This is a genomic window from Xenorhabdus khoisanae (assembly GCF_001037465.1).
Taxonomy (GTDB): Bacteria; Pseudomonadota; Gammaproteobacteria; order Enterobacterales; family Enterobacteriaceae; genus Xenorhabdus; species Xenorhabdus khoisanae.
In genome coordinates this window covers 21,804-38,549 of the sequence record NZ_LFCV01000071.1, presented here as the reverse complement: position 1 = coordinate 38,549, position 16,746 = coordinate 21,804, and the positions used below count along the sequence as shown (strand labels likewise).

General features: G+C 45.7%; 21 protein-coding genes. 14 read left to right on the top strand and 7 right to left on the bottom strand.

From position 1 onward, the window contains the following. Nucleotides 1-15: 15 nt before the first annotated feature. The 6 genes from ibaG to mlaF all read right to left on the bottom strand — a co-directional run bounded on the left by ibaG (nt 16) and on the right by mlaF (nt 3,552). Nucleotides 16-270 carry a BolA family iron metabolism protein IbaG gene (gene ibaG, locus AB204_RS11865; protein ID WP_047963582.1) on the bottom strand — a complete coding sequence of 85 codons (255 nt, stop codon included), beginning with the start codon at nt 268-270 and terminating at the stop codon, nt 16-18. Between the two features lie 150 nt (nt 271-420). Further along, entirely contained in the window at nt 421-774 is a 354-nt protein-coding gene (gene mlaB, locus AB204_RS11860) for a lipid asymmetry maintenance protein MlaB (protein ID WP_047963581.1), read from the bottom strand. 1 nt (nt 775) lies between these two features. Then, a complete protein-coding gene (mlaC, locus tag AB204_RS11855) occupies nt 776-1,405 on the bottom strand; it encodes a phospholipid-binding protein MlaC (protein WP_047963580.1) in 630 nt (209 codons plus the stop codon). 33 nt (nt 1,406-1,438) lie between these two features. Beyond that, nucleotides 1,439-1,951: an outer membrane lipid asymmetry maintenance protein MlaD gene (gene mlaD, locus AB204_RS11850; RefSeq protein ID WP_047963579.1), complete on the bottom strand. Its 513-nt coding sequence runs from the start codon at nt 1,949-1,951 to the stop codon at nt 1,439-1,441. A gap of 4 nt (nt 1,952-1,955) precedes the next feature. Then, entirely contained in the window at nt 1,956-2,738 is a 783-nt protein-coding gene (gene mlaE / locus AB204_RS11845) for a lipid asymmetry maintenance ABC transporter permease subunit MlaE (protein WP_047963593.1), read from the bottom strand. 10 nt (nt 2,739-2,748) lie between these two features. Then, on the bottom strand, nt 2,749-3,552 hold the full coding sequence (gene mlaF, locus AB204_RS11840; RefSeq protein WP_047963578.1) for a phospholipid ABC transporter ATP-binding protein MlaF: 804 nt from the start codon (nt 3,550-3,552) through the stop codon (nt 2,749-2,751). A 231-nt stretch (nt 3,553-3,783) separates the two neighbouring features. On the opposite strand from mlaF, the gene AB204_RS11835 reads away from it, so the two are divergent. The 13 genes from AB204_RS11835 (at nt 3,784) to rnk (ending at nt 14,548) form a co-directional block, all read left to right on the top strand. Beyond that, on the top strand, nt 3,784-4,761 hold the full coding sequence (locus AB204_RS11835; protein ID WP_047963577.1) for a calcium/sodium antiporter: 978 nt from the start codon (nt 3,784-3,786) through the stop codon (nt 4,759-4,761). A 35-nt stretch (nt 4,762-4,796) separates the two neighbouring features. Further along, nucleotides 4,797-5,765 (top strand): arabinose-5-phosphate isomerase KdsD, encoded by a 969-nt coding sequence (gene kdsD, locus AB204_RS11830; RefSeq protein ID WP_047963576.1) that lies wholly within the window; start codon nt 4,797-4,799, stop codon nt 5,763-5,765. Nucleotides 5,766-5,792: 27 nt separating this feature from the next. Further along, nucleotides 5,793-6,356: a 3-deoxy-manno-octulosonate-8-phosphatase KdsC gene (kdsC, locus tag AB204_RS11825; protein WP_047963575.1), complete on the top strand. Its 564-nt coding sequence runs from the start codon at nt 5,793-5,795 to the stop codon at nt 6,354-6,356. 18 nt (nt 6,357-6,374) lie between these two features. Further along, complete coding sequence (gene lptC / locus AB204_RS11820) at nt 6,375-6,968, top strand: LPS export ABC transporter periplasmic protein LptC (RefSeq protein WP_047963574.1); 594 nt, start codon at nt 6,375-6,377, stop codon at nt 6,966-6,968. Next, complete coding sequence (gene lptA, locus AB204_RS11815; RefSeq protein WP_047963573.1) at nt 6,949-7,503, top strand: lipopolysaccharide ABC transporter substrate-binding protein LptA; 555 nt, start codon at nt 6,949-6,951, stop codon at nt 7,501-7,503. The genes lptC and lptA overlap by 20 nt, the downstream gene beginning before the upstream one ends. Nucleotides 7,504-7,509: 6 nt before the next feature. Further along, nucleotides 7,510-8,235: an LPS export ABC transporter ATP-binding protein gene (gene lptB, locus AB204_RS11810; protein WP_047963572.1), complete on the top strand. Its 726-nt coding sequence runs from the start codon at nt 7,510-7,512 to the stop codon at nt 8,233-8,235. A 74-nt stretch (nt 8,236-8,309) separates the two neighbouring features. Further along, the gene (rpoN, locus tag AB204_RS11805; protein WP_047963571.1) at nt 8,310-9,755 is read left to right on the top strand and encodes an RNA polymerase factor sigma-54; all 1,446 of its coding nucleotides are present in this window, start codon (nt 8,310-8,312) and stop codon (nt 9,753-9,755) included. A gap of 23 nt (nt 9,756-9,778) precedes the next feature. Next, nucleotides 9,779-10,066 (top strand): ribosome hibernation promoting factor, encoded by a 288-nt coding sequence (hpf, locus tag AB204_RS11800; RefSeq protein WP_047963570.1) that lies wholly within the window; start codon nt 9,779-9,781, stop codon nt 10,064-10,066. Nucleotides 10,067-10,243: 177 nt separating this feature from the next. Then, nucleotides 10,244-10,711, top strand: a complete 468-nt coding sequence (gene ptsN, locus AB204_RS11795; RefSeq protein ID WP_047963569.1) for a PTS IIA-like nitrogen regulatory protein PtsN — start codon at nt 10,244-10,246, stop codon at nt 10,709-10,711. Between the two features lie 39 nt (nt 10,712-10,750). Beyond that, nucleotides 10,751-11,602 carry an RNase adapter RapZ gene (gene rapZ, locus AB204_RS11790; protein ID WP_047963568.1) on the top strand — a complete coding sequence of 284 codons (852 nt, stop codon included), beginning with the start codon at nt 10,751-10,753 and terminating at the stop codon, nt 11,600-11,602. 20 nt (nt 11,603-11,622) lie between these two features. Continuing rightward, nucleotides 11,623-11,895, top strand: coding sequence for a PTS phosphocarrier protein NPr (gene npr, locus AB204_RS11785; RefSeq protein ID WP_047963567.1), 273 nt, complete (start codon nt 11,623-11,625; stop codon nt 11,893-11,895). 803 nt (nt 11,896-12,698) lie between these two features. After that, nucleotides 12,699-13,931: an alanine racemase gene (gene alr / locus AB204_RS11780; RefSeq protein ID WP_047963566.1), complete on the top strand. Its 1,233-nt coding sequence runs from the start codon at nt 12,699-12,701 to the stop codon at nt 13,929-13,931. A gap of 206 nt (nt 13,932-14,137) precedes the next feature. Beyond that, nucleotides 14,138-14,548: a nucleoside diphosphate kinase regulator gene (rnk, locus tag AB204_RS11775; protein ID WP_047963565.1), complete on the top strand. Its 411-nt coding sequence runs from the start codon at nt 14,138-14,140 to the stop codon at nt 14,546-14,548. 50 nt (nt 14,549-14,598) lie between these two features. Here the strand turns inward: rnk and pmbA are convergent, their stop codons facing one another. After that, the gene (pmbA, locus tag AB204_RS11770) at nt 14,599-15,942 is read right to left on the bottom strand and encodes a metalloprotease PmbA (protein WP_047963564.1); all 1,344 of its coding nucleotides are present in this window, start codon (nt 15,940-15,942) and stop codon (nt 14,599-14,601) included. A gap of 198 nt (nt 15,943-16,140) precedes the next feature. On the opposite strand from pmbA, the gene yjgA reads away from it, so the two are divergent. Beyond that, nucleotides 16,141-16,677: a ribosome biogenesis factor YjgA gene (gene yjgA, locus AB204_RS11765; protein WP_047963563.1), complete on the top strand. Its 537-nt coding sequence runs from the start codon at nt 16,141-16,143 to the stop codon at nt 16,675-16,677. Nucleotides 16,678-16,746 lie beyond the last annotated feature (69 nt).

Genomic DNA, 16,746 nt, shown 5'->3' with positions numbered 1-16,746 from the left:
GCGAAGCAAACAGCCTCAAAATCCCTGAAGCTTGCGGTCACGTTGCCACTGCGCAGGTGTATAGGCTTTGATTGACAACGCATGAATGCGATTATCTGCAATGTATTCCATCAGAGGAGCGTAAACTGTCTGTTGTTGTTTGACACGGTTCAGTCCATCAAAAATTGCGCCCACGACAATAACCTGAAAATGGCTGCCATCGCCGCTAACGATAGCTTCATCAAGTGCCAAATTTTCCATCAGCACTTTTTTAATTTCATTAGTATCCATAAATTTGCTCACACCCATCGTTAGAAAATAGTGTCGTTAAAAAAATAATAGTAGATGCCTATCCTAATGGAATCCAGACGACTCTTAAACCAAGAAAAACGCCCCTGTAAGGGGATGGCTTACAAGGGCGCTGATTACCGGAAGGAAGAATTACGTTTTGGGCTGGTTATCGTTAAGAAGACTTTGCAGACCATACAATGCAACCAACGTTCCCAGACGTTCTCCCACGCCTGAAAGTACCAGCGTTCTACCCTGTTGCTGACACTCTCCCTTTAAGCGAACAAAAAGAGCCAGCCCGGTGGAATCCACATGATGAAGCTGGGAAACATCAATGTTATCGATCCCCTCCATCACGCGGTCTTTTTGTTGCCACAAAGGAAGCAAGCTGTCACGATCCAATGTTCCTTTCAGAAACAGTGTACTCTCCGTTTTCTCCCAGCTTACTGTCTCCTGACTGGACGATGCTTTACCGGCTATGCCGTTATCAAGAGTATCCTGTTTCATATCACTTTTTCTTTTCTAAAGTGATTGGCGCTTTCGCGCTGATAGCCAATTGTTCGGTCAGCCCATCAATACCTTTCTGACGTAGGATATCCGCCCACTCATTCTGTTTAGTGGTGATCATGCTCACGCCTTCAGCGATCATGTCGTAAGCCTGCCAGTAACCCGTTTTACTGTTTTTACGCCATTGGAAATCCAAACGAACCGGCGGTTGCCCATTAGAATCAGTAATCGTGACACGGATTGCCACGATTGTCTTATCGCCCAATGGCTGTTCTGGTGCAATTTGGTAATTTTGCCCATGATACATCGCCAAAGCCTGACCGTATGCCTGCTCCAGATAGGATTCAAACGCCTTGAAATAAACGTCACGCTGCTCAGGTGTCGCTTGTTTGTAATAAGGCCCCAATACCAGTGCCCCAGCATATTTTATTTGCACATAAGGCAACAATTCTTGACGTACAATTTGACGCAGGGTGTCTGGGTTCGACTGAATCTGCGGCTGATCATTCTTCAAACGGGTAAACGTTTTTTCTGCCGCATCTTTCATCAAGGCGTAGGGATTAGTTTGATCCGTAGCGCTGGCCAATGGCGCAACCACAAGCAACGCAACCATGAGTAATCGCTTAAACATAAGTATTATTTCTCCTAAGCATTAGTTTACTGGTTAGTGTGCTTGTTCAGGTGTCGAAGCGGATTTTTCCTGATTTCCGCTACCGCTCTTATACAAGAACTGACCAATCAAATCTTCAAGTACTATCGCTGGCTTGGTATCTTCAATCTTGTCTCCATCTTTCAACATGGAGGTTCCCAAATCAGGGTCATCAAAACCAATATTGAGTGCAATATATTGTTCACCCAACAACCCTGAAGTTCGGATAGAAAGCGAGCTGGTATTTGGTATATTGTCGTATTGCGTAAAAATATCCAATTCAACTTGTGGTGTATAGGTTTTGTGATCCAACCAGATTTTTTCCACACGGCCAATCACCACGCCACCGACTTTCACCGGTGAACGCACTTTCAGGCCACCAATATTGTCAAATGCGGCATAGACACGATAAGTTGGCTGACTGCCGAAAGAGCGGATATCCGCAACTTTCAGACATAAGAAAATGATTGCAGCCAACGCAATCAAGACAAAAGCCCCAACCCAAATTTCATTTTTCTTGTTTTGCATCAAATTAGTTCCCAAACATCAGTGCTGTCAGCACAAAATCCAAACCCAATACCGCCAACGACGCATGAACTACTGTACGCGTTGTCGCCCTGCTGATCCCTTCCGACGTTGGGATAGCGTCATAACCATTGAACAGAGCAATCCACGTTACTGTGATGGCAAAAACCACACTTTTGAGAAAACAGTTCAGCAAGTCTTTTTGCCATTCCACCGCAGACTGCATCGACGACCAGAAAAAGCCCCCATCAATGCCTTTCCAGTCCACGCCGACAATCGCGCCACCCATGATCCCAACAGCGACAAAGATCAGAGACAACAAAGGCATACTGATAAAACCCGCCCAAAAACGTGGAGCAACAACTCGACGCAGTGGGTCAATAGCCATCATCTCCAGACTGGAAATTTGCTCCGTCGCTTTCATCAAACCAATTTCTGCGGTCAAAGCCGAACCCGCCCGGCCCGCAAACAACAGCGCCGTCACCACAGGCCCTAATTCACGCAGCAATGAAAGCGCCACCATCATGCCAAGGCTGCCCTCGGCACTGAATGTGGTCAAAACCAGATAGCCCTGCAACGCCAGAACCATGCCGATAAACAGCCCTGAAACCACAATAATCAGCAAAGACTGAACACCCACGCTATAAAGTTGCTGACGCAAGAGTTTCCATTGCCTGGCAGGCTCCGGCTTACCAATAAGTGCACTGAACAACATGAAACCCGCACGACCGAATGAAGCCGTAACCTCAATCATGCGCCGGCCCAATGCCGCCAATGCTCGTGTTAACATCACCATTCCATTATCCTAATAACTCAGTTTTGTAATCCCCAGCAGGGAAACGGAAAGGTACTGGCCCATCAGCGATACCATCCAGAAATTGCCGTACCCGCTGATCCTGATTCATTTTCAATTGTTCTGGCGTCCCTTCTGCGATCACTTTCCGTTCAGCCACAATATAGGCATAGTCAGCAATACTCAGTACTTCAGGTACATCGTGGGAAACCACAACACACGTAACACCAAGTGCGTGATTCAGCTCATCGATCAGTTTCACTAAAACCCCCATCGTGATAGGGTCTTGACCAACGAACGGTTCATCAAACATGATTAAATCAGGATCGAGTGCGATTGCCCTCGCCAGTGCCGCTCGCCTTGCCATGCCGCCAGACAGTTCTGATGGCATCAAGTCCGCAGCACCACGCAGCCCTACCGCTTCCAATTTCATCATCACAGTTGTATGAATCAACTCTTCGGGTAATTGGGTATGTTCACGCAAAGGAAAAGCGACATTGTCAAAAACATTCAGATCGGTAAACAATGCACCTGACTGAAATAACATGCTCATTTTCTTGCGGGCAGCATAAAGGCGTGGACGGGACAACGCAGGAATATTATCGCCATCAAACCAGATTTCGCCGCGTTCAGGGCGAATTTGCCCTCCAATCAGACGCAGCAAGGTGGTTTTTCCTATACCGGAAGGCCCCATGATGGCGGTAATTTTTCCTTTCGGGACGGTCAGATTAATATCAGCAAAAATCGGGCGTTGACCTCGGGTGAAATACATACCGCAAATCTCAATTAGATTTGCTGTTTGTTGACTCATTATTGATAGCCCCTAACCGTTAATAGAACTGTCTTCATTTACTTTATTTAAATAATCCATGACGCATACTACAAAAAAATTGCCCAGTTTGCGTTAGCAAAGTGGTGACAAATTTTACTTTTTATCTCTTGGCCGTCAGAATGTATAAGTCTAGCTGAATAAACATTTCATGTTTAGAAATCAACCATTATTAGCATTATGCTCGGAATAAATCTTATTTAAGGCGCCCCCATGTTTCTGACTATTGTACTGCTCATTACCGGGTTGATTTTACTAGTATATGCTTCCGATAGATTGGTTTATGGTGCTGCGGTTTTTGCCCGCGCCATGAAGATCCCTCCATTTATTATTGGCTTGATCATTATAGGAATCGGAACCTCACTGCCAGAACTCATGGTGTCTATTACAGCAATTTTAGACGGGCTGCCGGACATGGCCGTAGGCAATGCCATTGGTTCCAATATTACTAACCTGCTGCTGATTACAGGTGCTGCGGCTTTCATCAGGCCAATCACCGTGAAATCCAATATCCTGCGCCAAGAAGTGCCACTGATGCTGGTGATCACTGCATTTGCCGGATATCTGTTATCTAACAGCTACCTAAGTCGTCTGGATGGTATCCTTTTGTTGCTTTCAGCCCTTTTCTTCATCGCCCTGATGATCAAAATGACCTCATTATCCCAGTCTGATGGCATGGATAGTTATACTCAGGAACGAAATGCGGAATTACCTGTCGAAGGCAACAAAGGCATTGCCCTGCTTTGGGTGGTTTTGGGTCTGATTATTCTCCCCATTTCTACCCGTATGGTGATTGACAACGCCACCGTCATTGCGCGCATTTATGGCGTGAGTGAGCTGGTCATCGGACTGACCGTTCTTGCCGTGGGAACCAGCTTGCCTGAACTCGCCACTACGATTGCCGCAGCCATAAAAGGTGAGAATGATATGGCAATGGGAAGTATCATTGGATCTAATGTATTCAATATCACCCTCGTTTTGGGTATTCCCGCCATACTTTCCCCTAGCGTTATTTCACCTGAAGCTTTTTCCCGGGATTTTTGGGTCATGATGGCAGCCAGTATACTATTCACGGTATTCTGTCTGGGAAGAAAGCACCGATTGAACCGATTGAACGGCCTCTTGTTATTGAGCTGTTTTATCACTTATTTTGTCGTACTTTTTGTTTCTAATTATTACGGTACTCATTAATTGCCGATTGAATGGGAAAAGAGTGGGAAATAGAAATGTCTAAGATCGATTTTCAGCAAGCAGGTAAGAAAGTATTACACATCGAACTCGACGGACTGGCGGGTCTGGAACAATATATCAATGACGATTTCAGTCAGGCCTGTGAATTGATGTTTAGTTGTGAGGGAAAAGTCATTGTCATGGGAATGGGCAAATCCGGCCACATTGGGCGGAAAATCGCTGCAACATTTGCCAGTACCGGTACTCCTTCTTTCTTTGTCCATCCCGGCGAGGCCAGCCACGGCGATCTTGGTATGGTGACATCAAAAGATATCGTTCTGGCAATTTCCAATTCAGGTGAATCAAATGAAATTCTGGCGTTGATCCCTGTTCTCAAGCGACAACAAGTTCCGCTAATCTGCATGACAAATCACTATGCCAGTAGCATGGGAAAAGCCGCTGATGTCCATTTATGCATTAAAACGCCACAGGAAGCCTGCCCATTGGGACTTGCTCCAACCACCAGCACGACAGCCACGCTTGTCATGGGAGATGCTTTGGCCGTTGCCCTCTTACAAGCCCGTGGTTTTACTGCCGAAGATTTTGCGCTTTCCCACCCGGGTGGCGCACTGGGACGCAAACTTCTATTACTGACTAGTGATTTAATGACCACAGGTGATGACATTCCCCGTGTTCCGCGTACAGCAACGTTGCGTGAAGCTTTGGTGGAAATCACTCGCAAGAAGCTGGGTATGACAGTTATTTGCGATGATGACATGCAGATCAAAGGAATTTTTACTGATGGCGATTTACGCCGGGTTTTCGATATGGGAATCGATTTAAACCATGCGGAAATCTCTGATGTGATGACCTCCGGAGGCATCCGCATCAAACCCAATGCCTTGGCCGTTGATGCGTTAAATCTGATGCAATCGCGCCACATTACATCCCTGTTGGTTACGGAAGGAGACAAATTGCTTGGCGTATTACATATGCACGACCTTTTACAGGCCGGGGTCGTATAATAGTATAAACCTTAAGAGAATTCCTTAATGAAGCAAAAAGAGTATCTGGACACCTGCTATGGTCCGGTTAATAAAGATATTATCGAAAAAGCCAGTAAAATTCGTCTTCTGATTTGTGATGTTGATGGCGTCATGTCTGATGGTCTGATCTACATGGGAAATCAAGGAGAAGAGCTGAAAGCGTTTAATGTTCGTGATGGTTATGGCATCCGTTGTTTAATTACTTCGGGCATTGAAGTTGCGATTATTACCGGCCGCAAGGCAAAACTGCTGGAAGATCGCGCAAAAACATTAGGCATTACACATCTTTACCAAGGCCAAAACGATAAGCTTTTGGCGTATCAAGAACTGTTGGATAAACTAGCGTTACAGCCAGATCAAGTTGCCTATATTGGCGACGACCTTATTGACTGGCCCGTCATGGCACAAGTTGGTTTATCTGCTGCGGTTGCTGATGCCCATCCACTGCTGTTGCCGAAGGCAGATTATGTGACCCGGATTGCAGGTGGTCGTGGTGCAGTCAGGGAACTTTGTGATTTGGTGCTCTTCGCTCAAAATAAGCTGGAAGGTGCCAAAGGATTATCCATATAAACTAAAATTGAAAAAAGAATGAGCAAAATTCAATCCTGGCTGATCGCAACACTGATACTGATCGCGCTTGCGCTGATTGGCTGGAATTTATCGAATGTAAATGATGATACGTCCTCCACCATTGTGGATGATGGTTATCCCACTTATCAAACCCAAAAAGCCATTACTTTCGTCTACGATCCAGAAGGAAAGTTGGTTTACAAACTGGTCTCCGACGATGTTAAAAACTATGCGGAAACGAAACTGACTTGGTTTACCAAGCCCGTATTGACAACATTTGATCCGAATAGCATCCCTGAAACCCCAACCCCTACATGGACAGTACATTCCAATAAAGCCAAGCTAACCAATGATAAAATGCTCTACCTGTATGGGGATGTCCAAGTGGATAGCCTGTCCGATGCGTCACAGCTGCAACGGATCACAACAGACAATGCGACCGTCAATCTCACAACACAAGATGTCGCATCTGATGACCAAGCCACCCTTATTGGTATTGATATAAAGTCTGTTGGCATGAAAATGCGCGGCAATCTGCGAAACAAAACTGCTGAATTGATTGAAAAGGTGACCACTCGTTATGAGATTCCACATGAACAACCTAATCCGTAATACCGTTATTGCCAGTACGCTTTTTGCAGTCAGCCTGCCTGTACTGGCCTTGAAAGATGATACGAAAAAGCCTATTACCATTGACTCGGCGAGACAGTCGCTGGATTTAACGGGCAACGTTGCCACGTTTACGGACAGCGTTGTTGTCAAACAAGGCTCGATCGATATTCATGCAGATAAAGTCATTGTCACCCGTCCAGAAGGGGATTCGAATAAGACTGTCATTGAAGCCTACGGCAACCCAGCGACTTTCTACCAATTGCAGGATGACGGCAAACCCATCAAGGGGCATGCATCAAAGATGCGCTATGAGATGGACAAAGAGCTGGTTACACTGACAGGTAACGCCTATCTTGAACAGCTGGACAGTAATATCAAGGGCGATAAAATCAATTACCTGGTACCAACACAACAAATGGAAGCCTTTAGTGATAAAGGTAAACGTGTTACCACCGTCCTGTTACCTGCTCAGTTACAGGAAAAAGGCCCGGGCGCTGATGCTCAAAAAACTGATGTTCAGAAAAAGAGTAAATAACGACATATGGCAATACTAAACGCAGAAAATCTGGCTAAGGCCTATAAAGGCCGTAAGGTCGTTGAGAACGTCAGCCTAAAAGTGAAGTCAGGGGAAATTGTTGGCTTACTTGGCCCCAATGGCGCAGGTAAAACCACCACTTTCTACATGGTAGTCGGCATTGTTCCACGTGATACCGGTGCCATTACGATTGATGAAGAAGACATCAGCCTGATGCCGTTGCATGAGCGCGCCCGTCGTGGAATAGGCTATTTGCCGCAAGAACCCTCTATTTTTCGTCGTCTGAGCGTATTAGACAATTTGATGGCTGTCCTTGAGATCCGCAAAGATTTAAATCAGGAACAGCGAAAAGCGCGCGCAAAAGAGTTGATGGAAGAATTTCATATCGCTCATCTGAGTGATAATCTTGGGCAATCACTCTCTGGTGGCGAACGCCGCCGTGTAGAAATTGCCCGGGCGCTGGCAGCCAATCCCAAATTCATCCTATTGGATGAGCCTTTCGCGGGTGTTGACCCAATTTCCGTACTGGATATTAAAAAGATCATTCAACACCTGCGGGATTGCGGTCTGGGTGTTCTGATTACCGATCATAATGTCCGTGAAACACTGGATGTCTGTGAGCGTGCTTATATCGTTAGTCAAGGCAACTTGATTGCCCACGGAACGCCTGATGAAATCCTGAGTAACGAGCAGGTCAAACGCGTCTATCTGGGTGAAGGTTTCCGCCTTTAATCCTCATTCTTCTGGCAGCCAGACGCAATGCAGGGAATCATTCAAGCTAGATTTAAGGAGAAAGTGGTAACGCTATGAAGCAAAGTTTGCAACTCAGGCTCAGTCAACAATTGACGATGACGCCCCAGCTCCAGCAAGCTATCCGTTTGTTGCAACTTTCTACGCTTGAACTTCAGCAAGAGATCCAGCAAGCGTTGGAAACCAACCCGCTGCTTGAACAAGATGATCTACATCAGGAAGTGGATAGCCAAGAGCTTCCTGATGCAGATTTTGAAACAGCAGCGATGGATACCCGTGAAGCACTTGAACAGAAAAATATGCCTGAAGAGCTGCCATTGGATACCAGTTGGGAAGAAATTTACTCCGCTGGCACACCTTCAGGAACCAGCAGTGACTACAACACAGATGATTTTCCCATGTATCAGGGAGAAACCACCCAGACACTGCAAGATTATCTGATGTGGCAGGCAGATTTGACGCCGTTTACCGAAACAGACTCCGCCATTGCCACTTCGATTATTGATGCGATTGATGATACGGGTTACCTGACCGTTTCGACCGACGAAATTCTTACCGGCATGGGTGATGATGAACTCACTCTGGAAGAAGTTGAAACCGTTCTCAAGCGCATACAGCATTTTGATCCCATTGGCGTTGCTGCCCGTGATTTACGGGAATGCCTGCTTATCCAACTTTCAATACTGCCGTCAGGAACACCTCACTTAAACGACGCCAAACTCGTTGTTAGCAAGTACCTTGAATTGCTGGGCAATCGAGATTTCCGTAATTTATTACGTCAAAGCAAATTAAAAGAAATTACCCTAAAAGGGGCAATTGATATCATTCAATCACTGGAGCCGAAACCGGGGTTGGCAGTCAATACCGGTGAACCCGAGTATGTTATTCCTGATGTATTGGCGCAGAAAGAAAATGAAAGCTGGCAAGTCAGGCTAAATACCGATAGCATCCCCCGTCTGCGCATCAACCAACATTACGCAGCACTGGGGCAGCAGGCCCATAATGAGAGTGACAGCCTGTTCATTCGTAATAATTTGCAAGAGGCCAAGTGGCTGATAAAAAGCCTCGAGAGCCGCAATGAGACATTATTGAAAGTCGCAAGCTGCATTGTTGAACGGCAACAAGAATTTTTTGAATATGGTGAGGAACACATGAAACCGCTGGTACTGGCTGATATCGCCTATCAGGTTGACATGCATGAATCCACCATTTCCCGTGTGACGACACAGAAATACCTGTATAGCCCACGAGGAATTTTTGAACTTAAATATTTTTTCTCCAGTCACGTCAGCACCGATAGCGGAGGCGAAGCTTCTTCTACCGCAATACGTGCTCTGGTGAAAAAACTGGTCGCGGCAGAAAACCCGGCCAAGCCTCTGAGTGACAGTAAATTAACCAGTATACTGGCTGAACAAGGCATTCAAGTGGCGCGGCGAACTGTCGCAAAATATAGAGAGTCGTTATCCATCCCGCCTTCAAACCAACGCAAAAAGCTGGTTTGAACAACACAGAGAAGGAAAACACTATGCAACTCAATGTTACAGGCCACAATATTGAAATCACAGATGCACTGCGCAACATTGTGAACACCAAATGCGGCAAGCTGGATCAATATTTCGATAAGATTAACCTCATTCAGGTCACCCTCCGAGTGGAAAAGGTGCAGAAGATTGCCGAAGCCACAGTGCATGTTAATGGAGGAGAGTTGCATGCAACCTCAGAGCATGAAGACATGTATGCGGCAATTGATGCACTGGCAGATAAGCTAGCGCGTCAATTGACCAAACACAAAAGTAAATTGAGACAACATTAACAGCTTTCAGGCAACGGGGCCGTCATACAATTATTGCTGTTCTATCTATATACCCAATGAATTTCAAGATGCCGCCAGCAAAGCGGCAACTTGAAAGACGACGGGTATAAACAGTGCATCAATACCGGATGCCCCAATTAGGTGTCCGGTATGACAAGGCCCTAAGTGAATAAAGAAATGAACAATGAAACAGATTTACCACTAAGCTCAGTGCTTTCGCCCGAATGTACACGTAACAACGTACCGTGTTCGAGTAAAAAGCGTGCCTTAGAGATTATCAGTGAGCTGGCATCAAAACAGCTTGGATTACCAGAATATGCTGTATTCGAAGCCATTCTTTCCCGCGAGAAAGTGGGAACAACGGGCATTGGCAACGGGATTGCAATCCCCCATGGAAAATTGGACAAAGAATGCTCTAAGAATGCCGTTGGCGTATTTTTGCATCTGGAACAACCTATCACCTTTGATGCCATAGATAATCAACCTGTTGACCTATTGTTCGCTTTATTGGTGCCATCGGATCAGTGTCAAACTCATTTACACTCACTATCATTGATTGCAAAGCGCCTTGCAGATAAAACCCTCTGCCGTCGTCTGCGCTCAGCACAGAGTGACGAAGAGCTATACAAAATCATTACTGAATAAACAGCGATTACAATTATAAACATTTAGGGGAGTCGCCTCATGGTGCTGATGATAGTCAGTGGTCGTTCAGGTTCCGGAAAATCCGTTGCCCTGCGTGCGTTGGAAGATATGGGCTTCTATTGTGTGGATAACCTACCGGTTGTGTTACTGCCAGAACTGGCAAACACGCTGGCTGAACGTGATATTTCAGCAGCGGTTAGCATTGATGTCAGGAATATGCCGGAATCACCAGAAGTCTTCGAAGAAGCTCTCACGCAATTACCGGACAGTTTTTCACCACAATTGCTGTTTCTTGATGCGGATCGCAATACCCTGATCCGTCGCTACAGTGACACACGTCGTTTACATCCTCTATCAAGCAAAAATCTGTCACTGGAAAGTGCAATTGACCAAGAAAGTGATCTGCTGGAACCTCTGCGCTCTCGTGCCGATTTGATCATCGATACCTCTGAAATGTCTGTCCATGAACTGGCAGAAATGCTCAGGACACGTTTACTGGGTAAACGGGAACGTGAACTTACCATGGTATTTGAATCTTTTGGTTTCAAACATGGCATCCCGATTGACGCCGACTATGTTTTCGATGTGCGTTTCCTGCCAAACCCTCACTGGGACCCAAAACTGCGTCCAATGACTGGTTTGGATCGCCCAGTAGCCGCATTTTTGGATCGCCATACAGAAGTGCATAACTTCATTTACCAGACCCGCAGTTATCTTGAACTTTGGCTGCCAATGTTGGAAACCAATAACCGCAGCTACCTGACTGTTGCCATTGGCTGTACAGGCGGTAAACACCGTTCTGTCTATGTTGCTGAACAGTTGGCAGATTACTTCCGTTCTCGTGGTAAAAACGTGCAATCACGTCACCGTACACTGGAAAAACGTAAATAGTGCAACCAATGAAGTAAAGCATGACAGTCAAACAACGGCTTGAGATTAAAAACCGGCTTGGCATGCATGCCAGACCTGCGATGAAACTGTATGACCTTGTGCAGCAGTTTCAATCGCAGGTGATCCTGCGCAACAACAATAACTTACAAGCCGAAGCTGATAGCGTGATTGCCATGCTTATGCTGGATTCCGAACAAGGCAGCTATATTGAAGTTGAAGCAACCGGGCCTGATGAACAGCAGGCGCTGACGGCTATTGTTGAACTTTTTAATTCTGGTTTTGACGAAGAATAACGCCCCTTCTAAATTGCATAGTATTCGACTTTGCTCTTGCCGATCGGCAAACTCAGATCCAAACGGATATGGACAGCGCTTGACGTCAGTGTCAATTCCCCCTTGGTCAACCTCATTCGCCTCGCAATTATCTGTACATCTGCCAAATATTTTCGTCAGGGGATATGCAGGGCAAACCGCAACAAGTTGTGATTTCCCAATCATCTGGAAGCGTTACCACACTGAGGGGAGTTGCGCTACCGAAGCTCTGTTGACGCAACATTTTGTCATCGTCAAGAATAACCCCAAATTTCATTACCATTGCATCGTATTTTTAAACGGGAAGGCTGTAAAACAAAACTACCCAATTCGGGCTATAAACGGGAACGGCTTTGCGTGTTTGTAGCAAAAACAACCAATAATCTCATGCAGGGGAAGATTCTCAATATCTTTCCCTTGAAAAAACCGCCTTACTCCCTTTTTTACATTGTTCAGCCATTTTTGGTTAGCACATCAAAACTATTTTTTCTCCAAACTATCTCCCATATTTCTGCACAAACATAAAAACAGCCGCAAAAACCAACTAAAGATAAAAAAACGTTAATATATTCTGATCACTAAATATTCACCAAAGATAAAACTGAACCGTTTAAACTATTAATTTAGTTAATTATTCTAACTATTTACAAATAGTATTATATTAATAATAAATGTTATCATTCAATAAGTTAACCATGTGAAATCAGATTAAAAAAACCTTACTATTAAGGAGCACTTACAAACAGAACGTTATATGTACAGTTCCTAAACTGGAGATTTACTTCATGCGTTTTAATAAAACTACACTGGCTATTTTTCTTGGTCTGTCCCTGTGCCAAGGCGCTGCTCAGGCAGCTCCTGTTCTTTCCTTAGACAATGCTCAAGCACAAAAAGTTGCTGCCCACAATAACTCTTGGGTTGAAATCAATCCTACGATTTTCGAAAACAATATCCACACACTGCAAAAAAACCTGAACAAGAGCACCAAAATGTGTGCGATTCTGAAAGGCGATGCCTACGGTCACGGTATCGACTTACTGATGCCATCTGTCATTAAAATGGGCGTAAATTGTGTGGGCATTACCAGTAATGAAGAAGCCCGCATCGTGCGTGAAAGCGGCTTTAAAGGACAGTTACTGCGTGTCCGCACAGCCGATGTGAGTGAAATTGAAAGCACTCTGGACTATGACATGGAAGAAATGGTCGGTGATCTGGAACAGGCTCAGGCTGTTGATGCTCTGGCTAAAAAACATGGCAAACAAATTCGCGTTCATCTGGCCCTGAACACTGGCCTCATGAGCCGTAACGGTCTGGAAATGAAAACTGAACAGGGTAAACAAGAGGCGCTGAAAATCGTTCAGTTACCTAACCTGAAACTGACCGGCATAATGAGCCACCATGCTATCAGCGATCTGGATACAATCCGTTCAAGCATCAAGAACTTCGCAGAACAAACTTCTTGGTTGATCAAAACCGCCAACCTGAAAAGAGATGAAATCACTCTGCACGCATCAAGTTCTTTTGCGTCCATGAGCATCCCAGAAGCACAATTCGATATGGTACGCGTTGGTAGTGCACTTTACGGCATTCTGACCACCAGCCATCCAGAATACAAACCCCTGATTGAAGTTAAAACCCGTGTTGCTTCTGTCAAGTCATACCCTAAAGGCAATGGTGTTAGCTACAGCAACACTTACATCCTGAAACGTGACTCCAAACTCGCTAACCTGCCGGTTGGTTTCTCTGATGGCTTAAGCTCCAACATGTCAAACAAAGCCTATGTTCTGATCAACGGCCACCGTGCCCCCATTGTTGGCAGCATTTCCATGAACACAGCGATGGTAGACGTTACTGACCTGCCTGACGTGAAGGCTGGCGATGAAGTTGTGATCTTCGGTAAACAAGGCAACGATGAAATTACTCAGTCTGACGTCCAGAAATGGAGTGGTGTGCATGTTGTTGAGTTATCTTCCATCTGGGGAGAAACCAACCCAAAAATCGTTGTTACAGGCTCCTAATCAGCCATTCCAAATGATATCGTGTTATTCTTCTGACCTGTGTTAATGAGTCTTATCTCATTAACAACGCAAAACAGTTCGTGATCATGATCTCTTTATTTTCACGGCAGAACAGCCTAATATCATTTTAATCACTTTGAAAATAACACCCCCCTCCTTGCGATGCGGGGGTGTTATTTTATATTGAGCCTAATTTGGAGCGTGGTATGAAAAAACCAAAAATTATTATCAATGAACTGGATGCCGAACGTTTAGATTCTCTGTTGGAACAACCTGCATTTGCGAATACCAGCATCGCAGACGCTTTGAACGAAGAGTTGGATAGAGCCGAAATAGTGGCTCCGGTGGATATTCCAGCCAATGTTGTCACAATGAACAGTGAAATTCGTTTTATTGATCTGGGCAGCAATGAAGAACGTGTTCGCACACTCGTCTATCCTGCATCCCTGAAAGACAGCACCAAACATCTGTCCGTTATGGCTCCTTTGGGCGCTGCGCTTTTGGGTCTGAGAGTGAACGATGAAATCAGCTGGAAGTTACCTAACGGCGAAAAGACACGAATAAAAGTATTAGAGATACTTTATCAACCCGAAGCCGCAGGTGAATATCACCGCTAACTCACAGCCAGTCCGGTTACACTGAACTGGCTGTTGTTGATTGAGTATCCCTATTGACCGGCGATACTCATTTCCGGCAACAACACCGAACCACACTGAATATTACTGCGTGTTTCAATATCATTACCGATTGTCACCATATTCGCCCACATATCCTTCAAATTGCCTGCAATGGTGATCTCACTGACCGGGTATTGGATCTCGCCGTTTTCGACCCAAAAACCGGATGCGCCACGGGAATAATCCCCAGTGACGGCACTAACGCCCTGTCCCATCAGCTCGGTAACGAGCAGGCCGGTTCCCAATTCACGCAATAAACCCGCAAAATCCAGCCCCTGACCTGCAATATGCCAGTTATGAATTCCACCCGCATGGCCTGTATTCGTCATACCCAACTTACGGGCAGAGTAGGAAGTCAGCAACCACGTCTGTAAAACCCCATCTTTGATGATATCGCGTGGCGTTGTACGCACACCTTCACTGTCAAATGGTGTTGAGGCCAGCCCACGCAACAAATGAGGCTGTTCTTCAATCGTCAGCCATGAAGGCAGAATCTGTTTGCCCAGACTATCCAACAAGAAAGAAGATTTACGATAGATGCTGCTACCACTTATCGCACCAACCAAATGACCGAACAAGCCTGTTGCCACTTCCGCAGAAAAAATAACAGGCGCTTTCATCGTTGGCAGTTTACGCGCTCCCAGACGGGAAAGCGTACGACGGGCACACTCCTGCCCAACCCACTCAGGTGATTTCAAGTCGTCAAAATGGCGACCTATGGTATAAGCATAATCACGCTCCATGTTGCCATCTTGCTCAGCAATCACACAGCTCGACATTGAATGACGGCTTGAGCAGTAGCTTTGCAGCATGCCATGGCTATTGCCAAATACCCGAATGCCATAATGGCTGTTGAAACTACCACCTTCGGTATTGGTAATGCGTTTATCTGCCTGCAATGAGGCTTGTTCAGCACGGGCCGCCAATTCAATGGCTGTATCTGCATCCAAGTCCGCAGGATGGAAAAGATCCAACTCCGGAGCCTCAAATGCCAACAGCTCTTTATCCGCAGGGCCTGCGTAAGGATCAGGGGACGTATAGCGAGCGATATCAATTGCAGCCTGAACAGTACGGGCGATTGCCTCTGGGCTGAGATCGGTTGAAGAGGCGCTGCCTTTGCGTTGCTGATGATAAACCGTGATTCCCAGTGCGCCATCGCTGTTAAACTCAACATTTTCGACTTCACTGAAACGCGTGCTGACGCTAATCCCAGTGGTTTTATTGACCGCGACTTCTGCGGCATCACTACCGGCTTTCGCTAATTCCAGAGCATGAGCGACTGCGTTTTCCAGTTGCTTACGCTGCTCTGCGATTTGTTGATTGGTAACTATCATTAATTAACCGTAATCCAATGAATTAAATAGAGAAATTGTCAGAAAAAATGCCTCCGTCCGGTTCATGACATGAATGCCGAGTGGTAATCAGGCAATTTTCCCAGTTACAATACATAATATTAGGATGTTAACACCCACCGGACGATAGGTCATGCTCCAAAATGCACCTTATCCGGCCTTTTTAGAAGGAAAACAATTATGGCAAAGCAGCCTGAAGATTGGCTCGACAATTATCCTGCTGAAGAGGAAGAAGAAGAGATAATCTGGGTCAGTAAAAGTGAAATTAAGCGGGATGCTGAAATACTGAAAAAATTGGGCACAGAGCTGGTTGAACTCAGCAAAAACCAGCTGGAGCGGATCCCACTGGATGAAGATTTGCTGGCAGCCATTGAACTGGCACAAAAAATCAAACGTGAAGGCCGCCGCCGCCAATTGCAGTTGATTGGAAAGCTACTACGTGCCCGTGATCCTGAACCGATCACGACGGCGTTGGATAAACTGAAAAACCGTCACAACCAGCAAATTGTTATTCTGCATAAACTGGAGGAGCTACGTGACAAACTCCTTGAAAGCGACGATGCGCTTGAAGAAGTCGTGGCGCTGTATCCACATACGGATCGCCAGCAACTTCGTACACTGGTTCGCAACGCCAAAAAAGAGAAGGCGGCCAACAAGCCACCGAAATCTTACCGCCAGATGTTCCAATACCTGAAAGAGTTATCGGAATCCGCTTAGTATCCTCTTCACCGCCATTTCGTTAAGAATTGGCGGTACTTCCTTCTATACCTTCCTCCTTGTCACATC

Bases quoted from the DNA above. Each gene is read 5' to 3' on its own strand.
- ibaG (WP_047963582.1), bottom strand. From the start codon at position 270: ATGGATACTAATGAAATTAAAAAAGTGCTGATGGAAAATTTGGCACTT.
- mlaB (WP_047963581.1), bottom strand. From the start codon at position 774: ATGAAACAGGATACTCTTGATAACGGCATAGCCGGTAAAGCATCGTCC.
- mlaC (WP_047963580.1), bottom strand. From the start codon at position 1,405: ATGTTTAAGCGATTACTCATGGTTGCGTTGCTTGTGGTTGCGCCATTG.
- mlaD (WP_047963579.1), bottom strand. From the start codon at position 1,951: ATGCAAAACAAGAAAAATGAAATTTGGGTTGGGGCTTTTGTCTTGATT.
- mlaE (WP_047963593.1), bottom strand. From the start codon at position 2,738: ATGTTAACACGAGCATTGGCGGCATTGGGCCGGCGCATGATTGAGGTT.
- mlaF (WP_047963578.1), bottom strand. From the start codon at position 3,552: ATGAGTCAACAAACAGCAAATCTAATTGAGATTTGCGGTATGTATTTC.
- AB204_RS11835 (WP_047963577.1), top strand. From the start codon at position 3,784: ATGTTTCTGACTATTGTACTGCTCATTACCGGGTTGATTTTACTAGTA.
- kdsD (WP_047963576.1), top strand. From the start codon at position 4,797: ATGTCTAAGATCGATTTTCAGCAAGCAGGTAAGAAAGTATTACACATC.
- kdsC (WP_047963575.1), top strand. From the start codon at position 5,793: ATGAAGCAAAAAGAGTATCTGGACACCTGCTATGGTCCGGTTAATAAA.
- lptC (WP_047963574.1), top strand. From the start codon at position 6,375: ATGAGCAAAATTCAATCCTGGCTGATCGCAACACTGATACTGATCGCG.
- lptA (WP_047963573.1), top strand. From the start codon at position 6,949: ATGAACAACCTAATCCGTAATACCGTTATTGCCAGTACGCTTTTTGCA.
- lptB (WP_047963572.1), top strand. From the start codon at position 7,510: ATGGCAATACTAAACGCAGAAAATCTGGCTAAGGCCTATAAAGGCCGT.
- rpoN (WP_047963571.1), top strand. From the start codon at position 8,310: ATGAAGCAAAGTTTGCAACTCAGGCTCAGTCAACAATTGACGATGACG.
- hpf (WP_047963570.1), top strand. From the start codon at position 9,779: ATGCAACTCAATGTTACAGGCCACAATATTGAAATCACAGATGCACTG.
- ptsN (WP_047963569.1), top strand. From the start codon at position 10,244: ATGAACAATGAAACAGATTTACCACTAAGCTCAGTGCTTTCGCCCGAA.
- rapZ (WP_047963568.1), top strand. From the start codon at position 10,751: ATGGTGCTGATGATAGTCAGTGGTCGTTCAGGTTCCGGAAAATCCGTT.
- npr (WP_047963567.1), top strand. From the start codon at position 11,623: ATGACAGTCAAACAACGGCTTGAGATTAAAAACCGGCTTGGCATGCAT.
- alr (WP_047963566.1), top strand. From the start codon at position 12,699: ATGCGTTTTAATAAAACTACACTGGCTATTTTTCTTGGTCTGTCCCTG.
- rnk (WP_047963565.1), top strand. From the start codon at position 14,138: ATGAAAAAACCAAAAATTATTATCAATGAACTGGATGCCGAACGTTTA.
- pmbA (WP_047963564.1), bottom strand. From the start codon at position 15,942: ATGATAGTTACCAATCAACAAATCGCAGAGCAGCGTAAGCAACTGGAA.
- yjgA (WP_047963563.1), top strand. From the start codon at position 16,141: ATGGCAAAGCAGCCTGAAGATTGGCTCGACAATTATCCTGCTGAAGAG.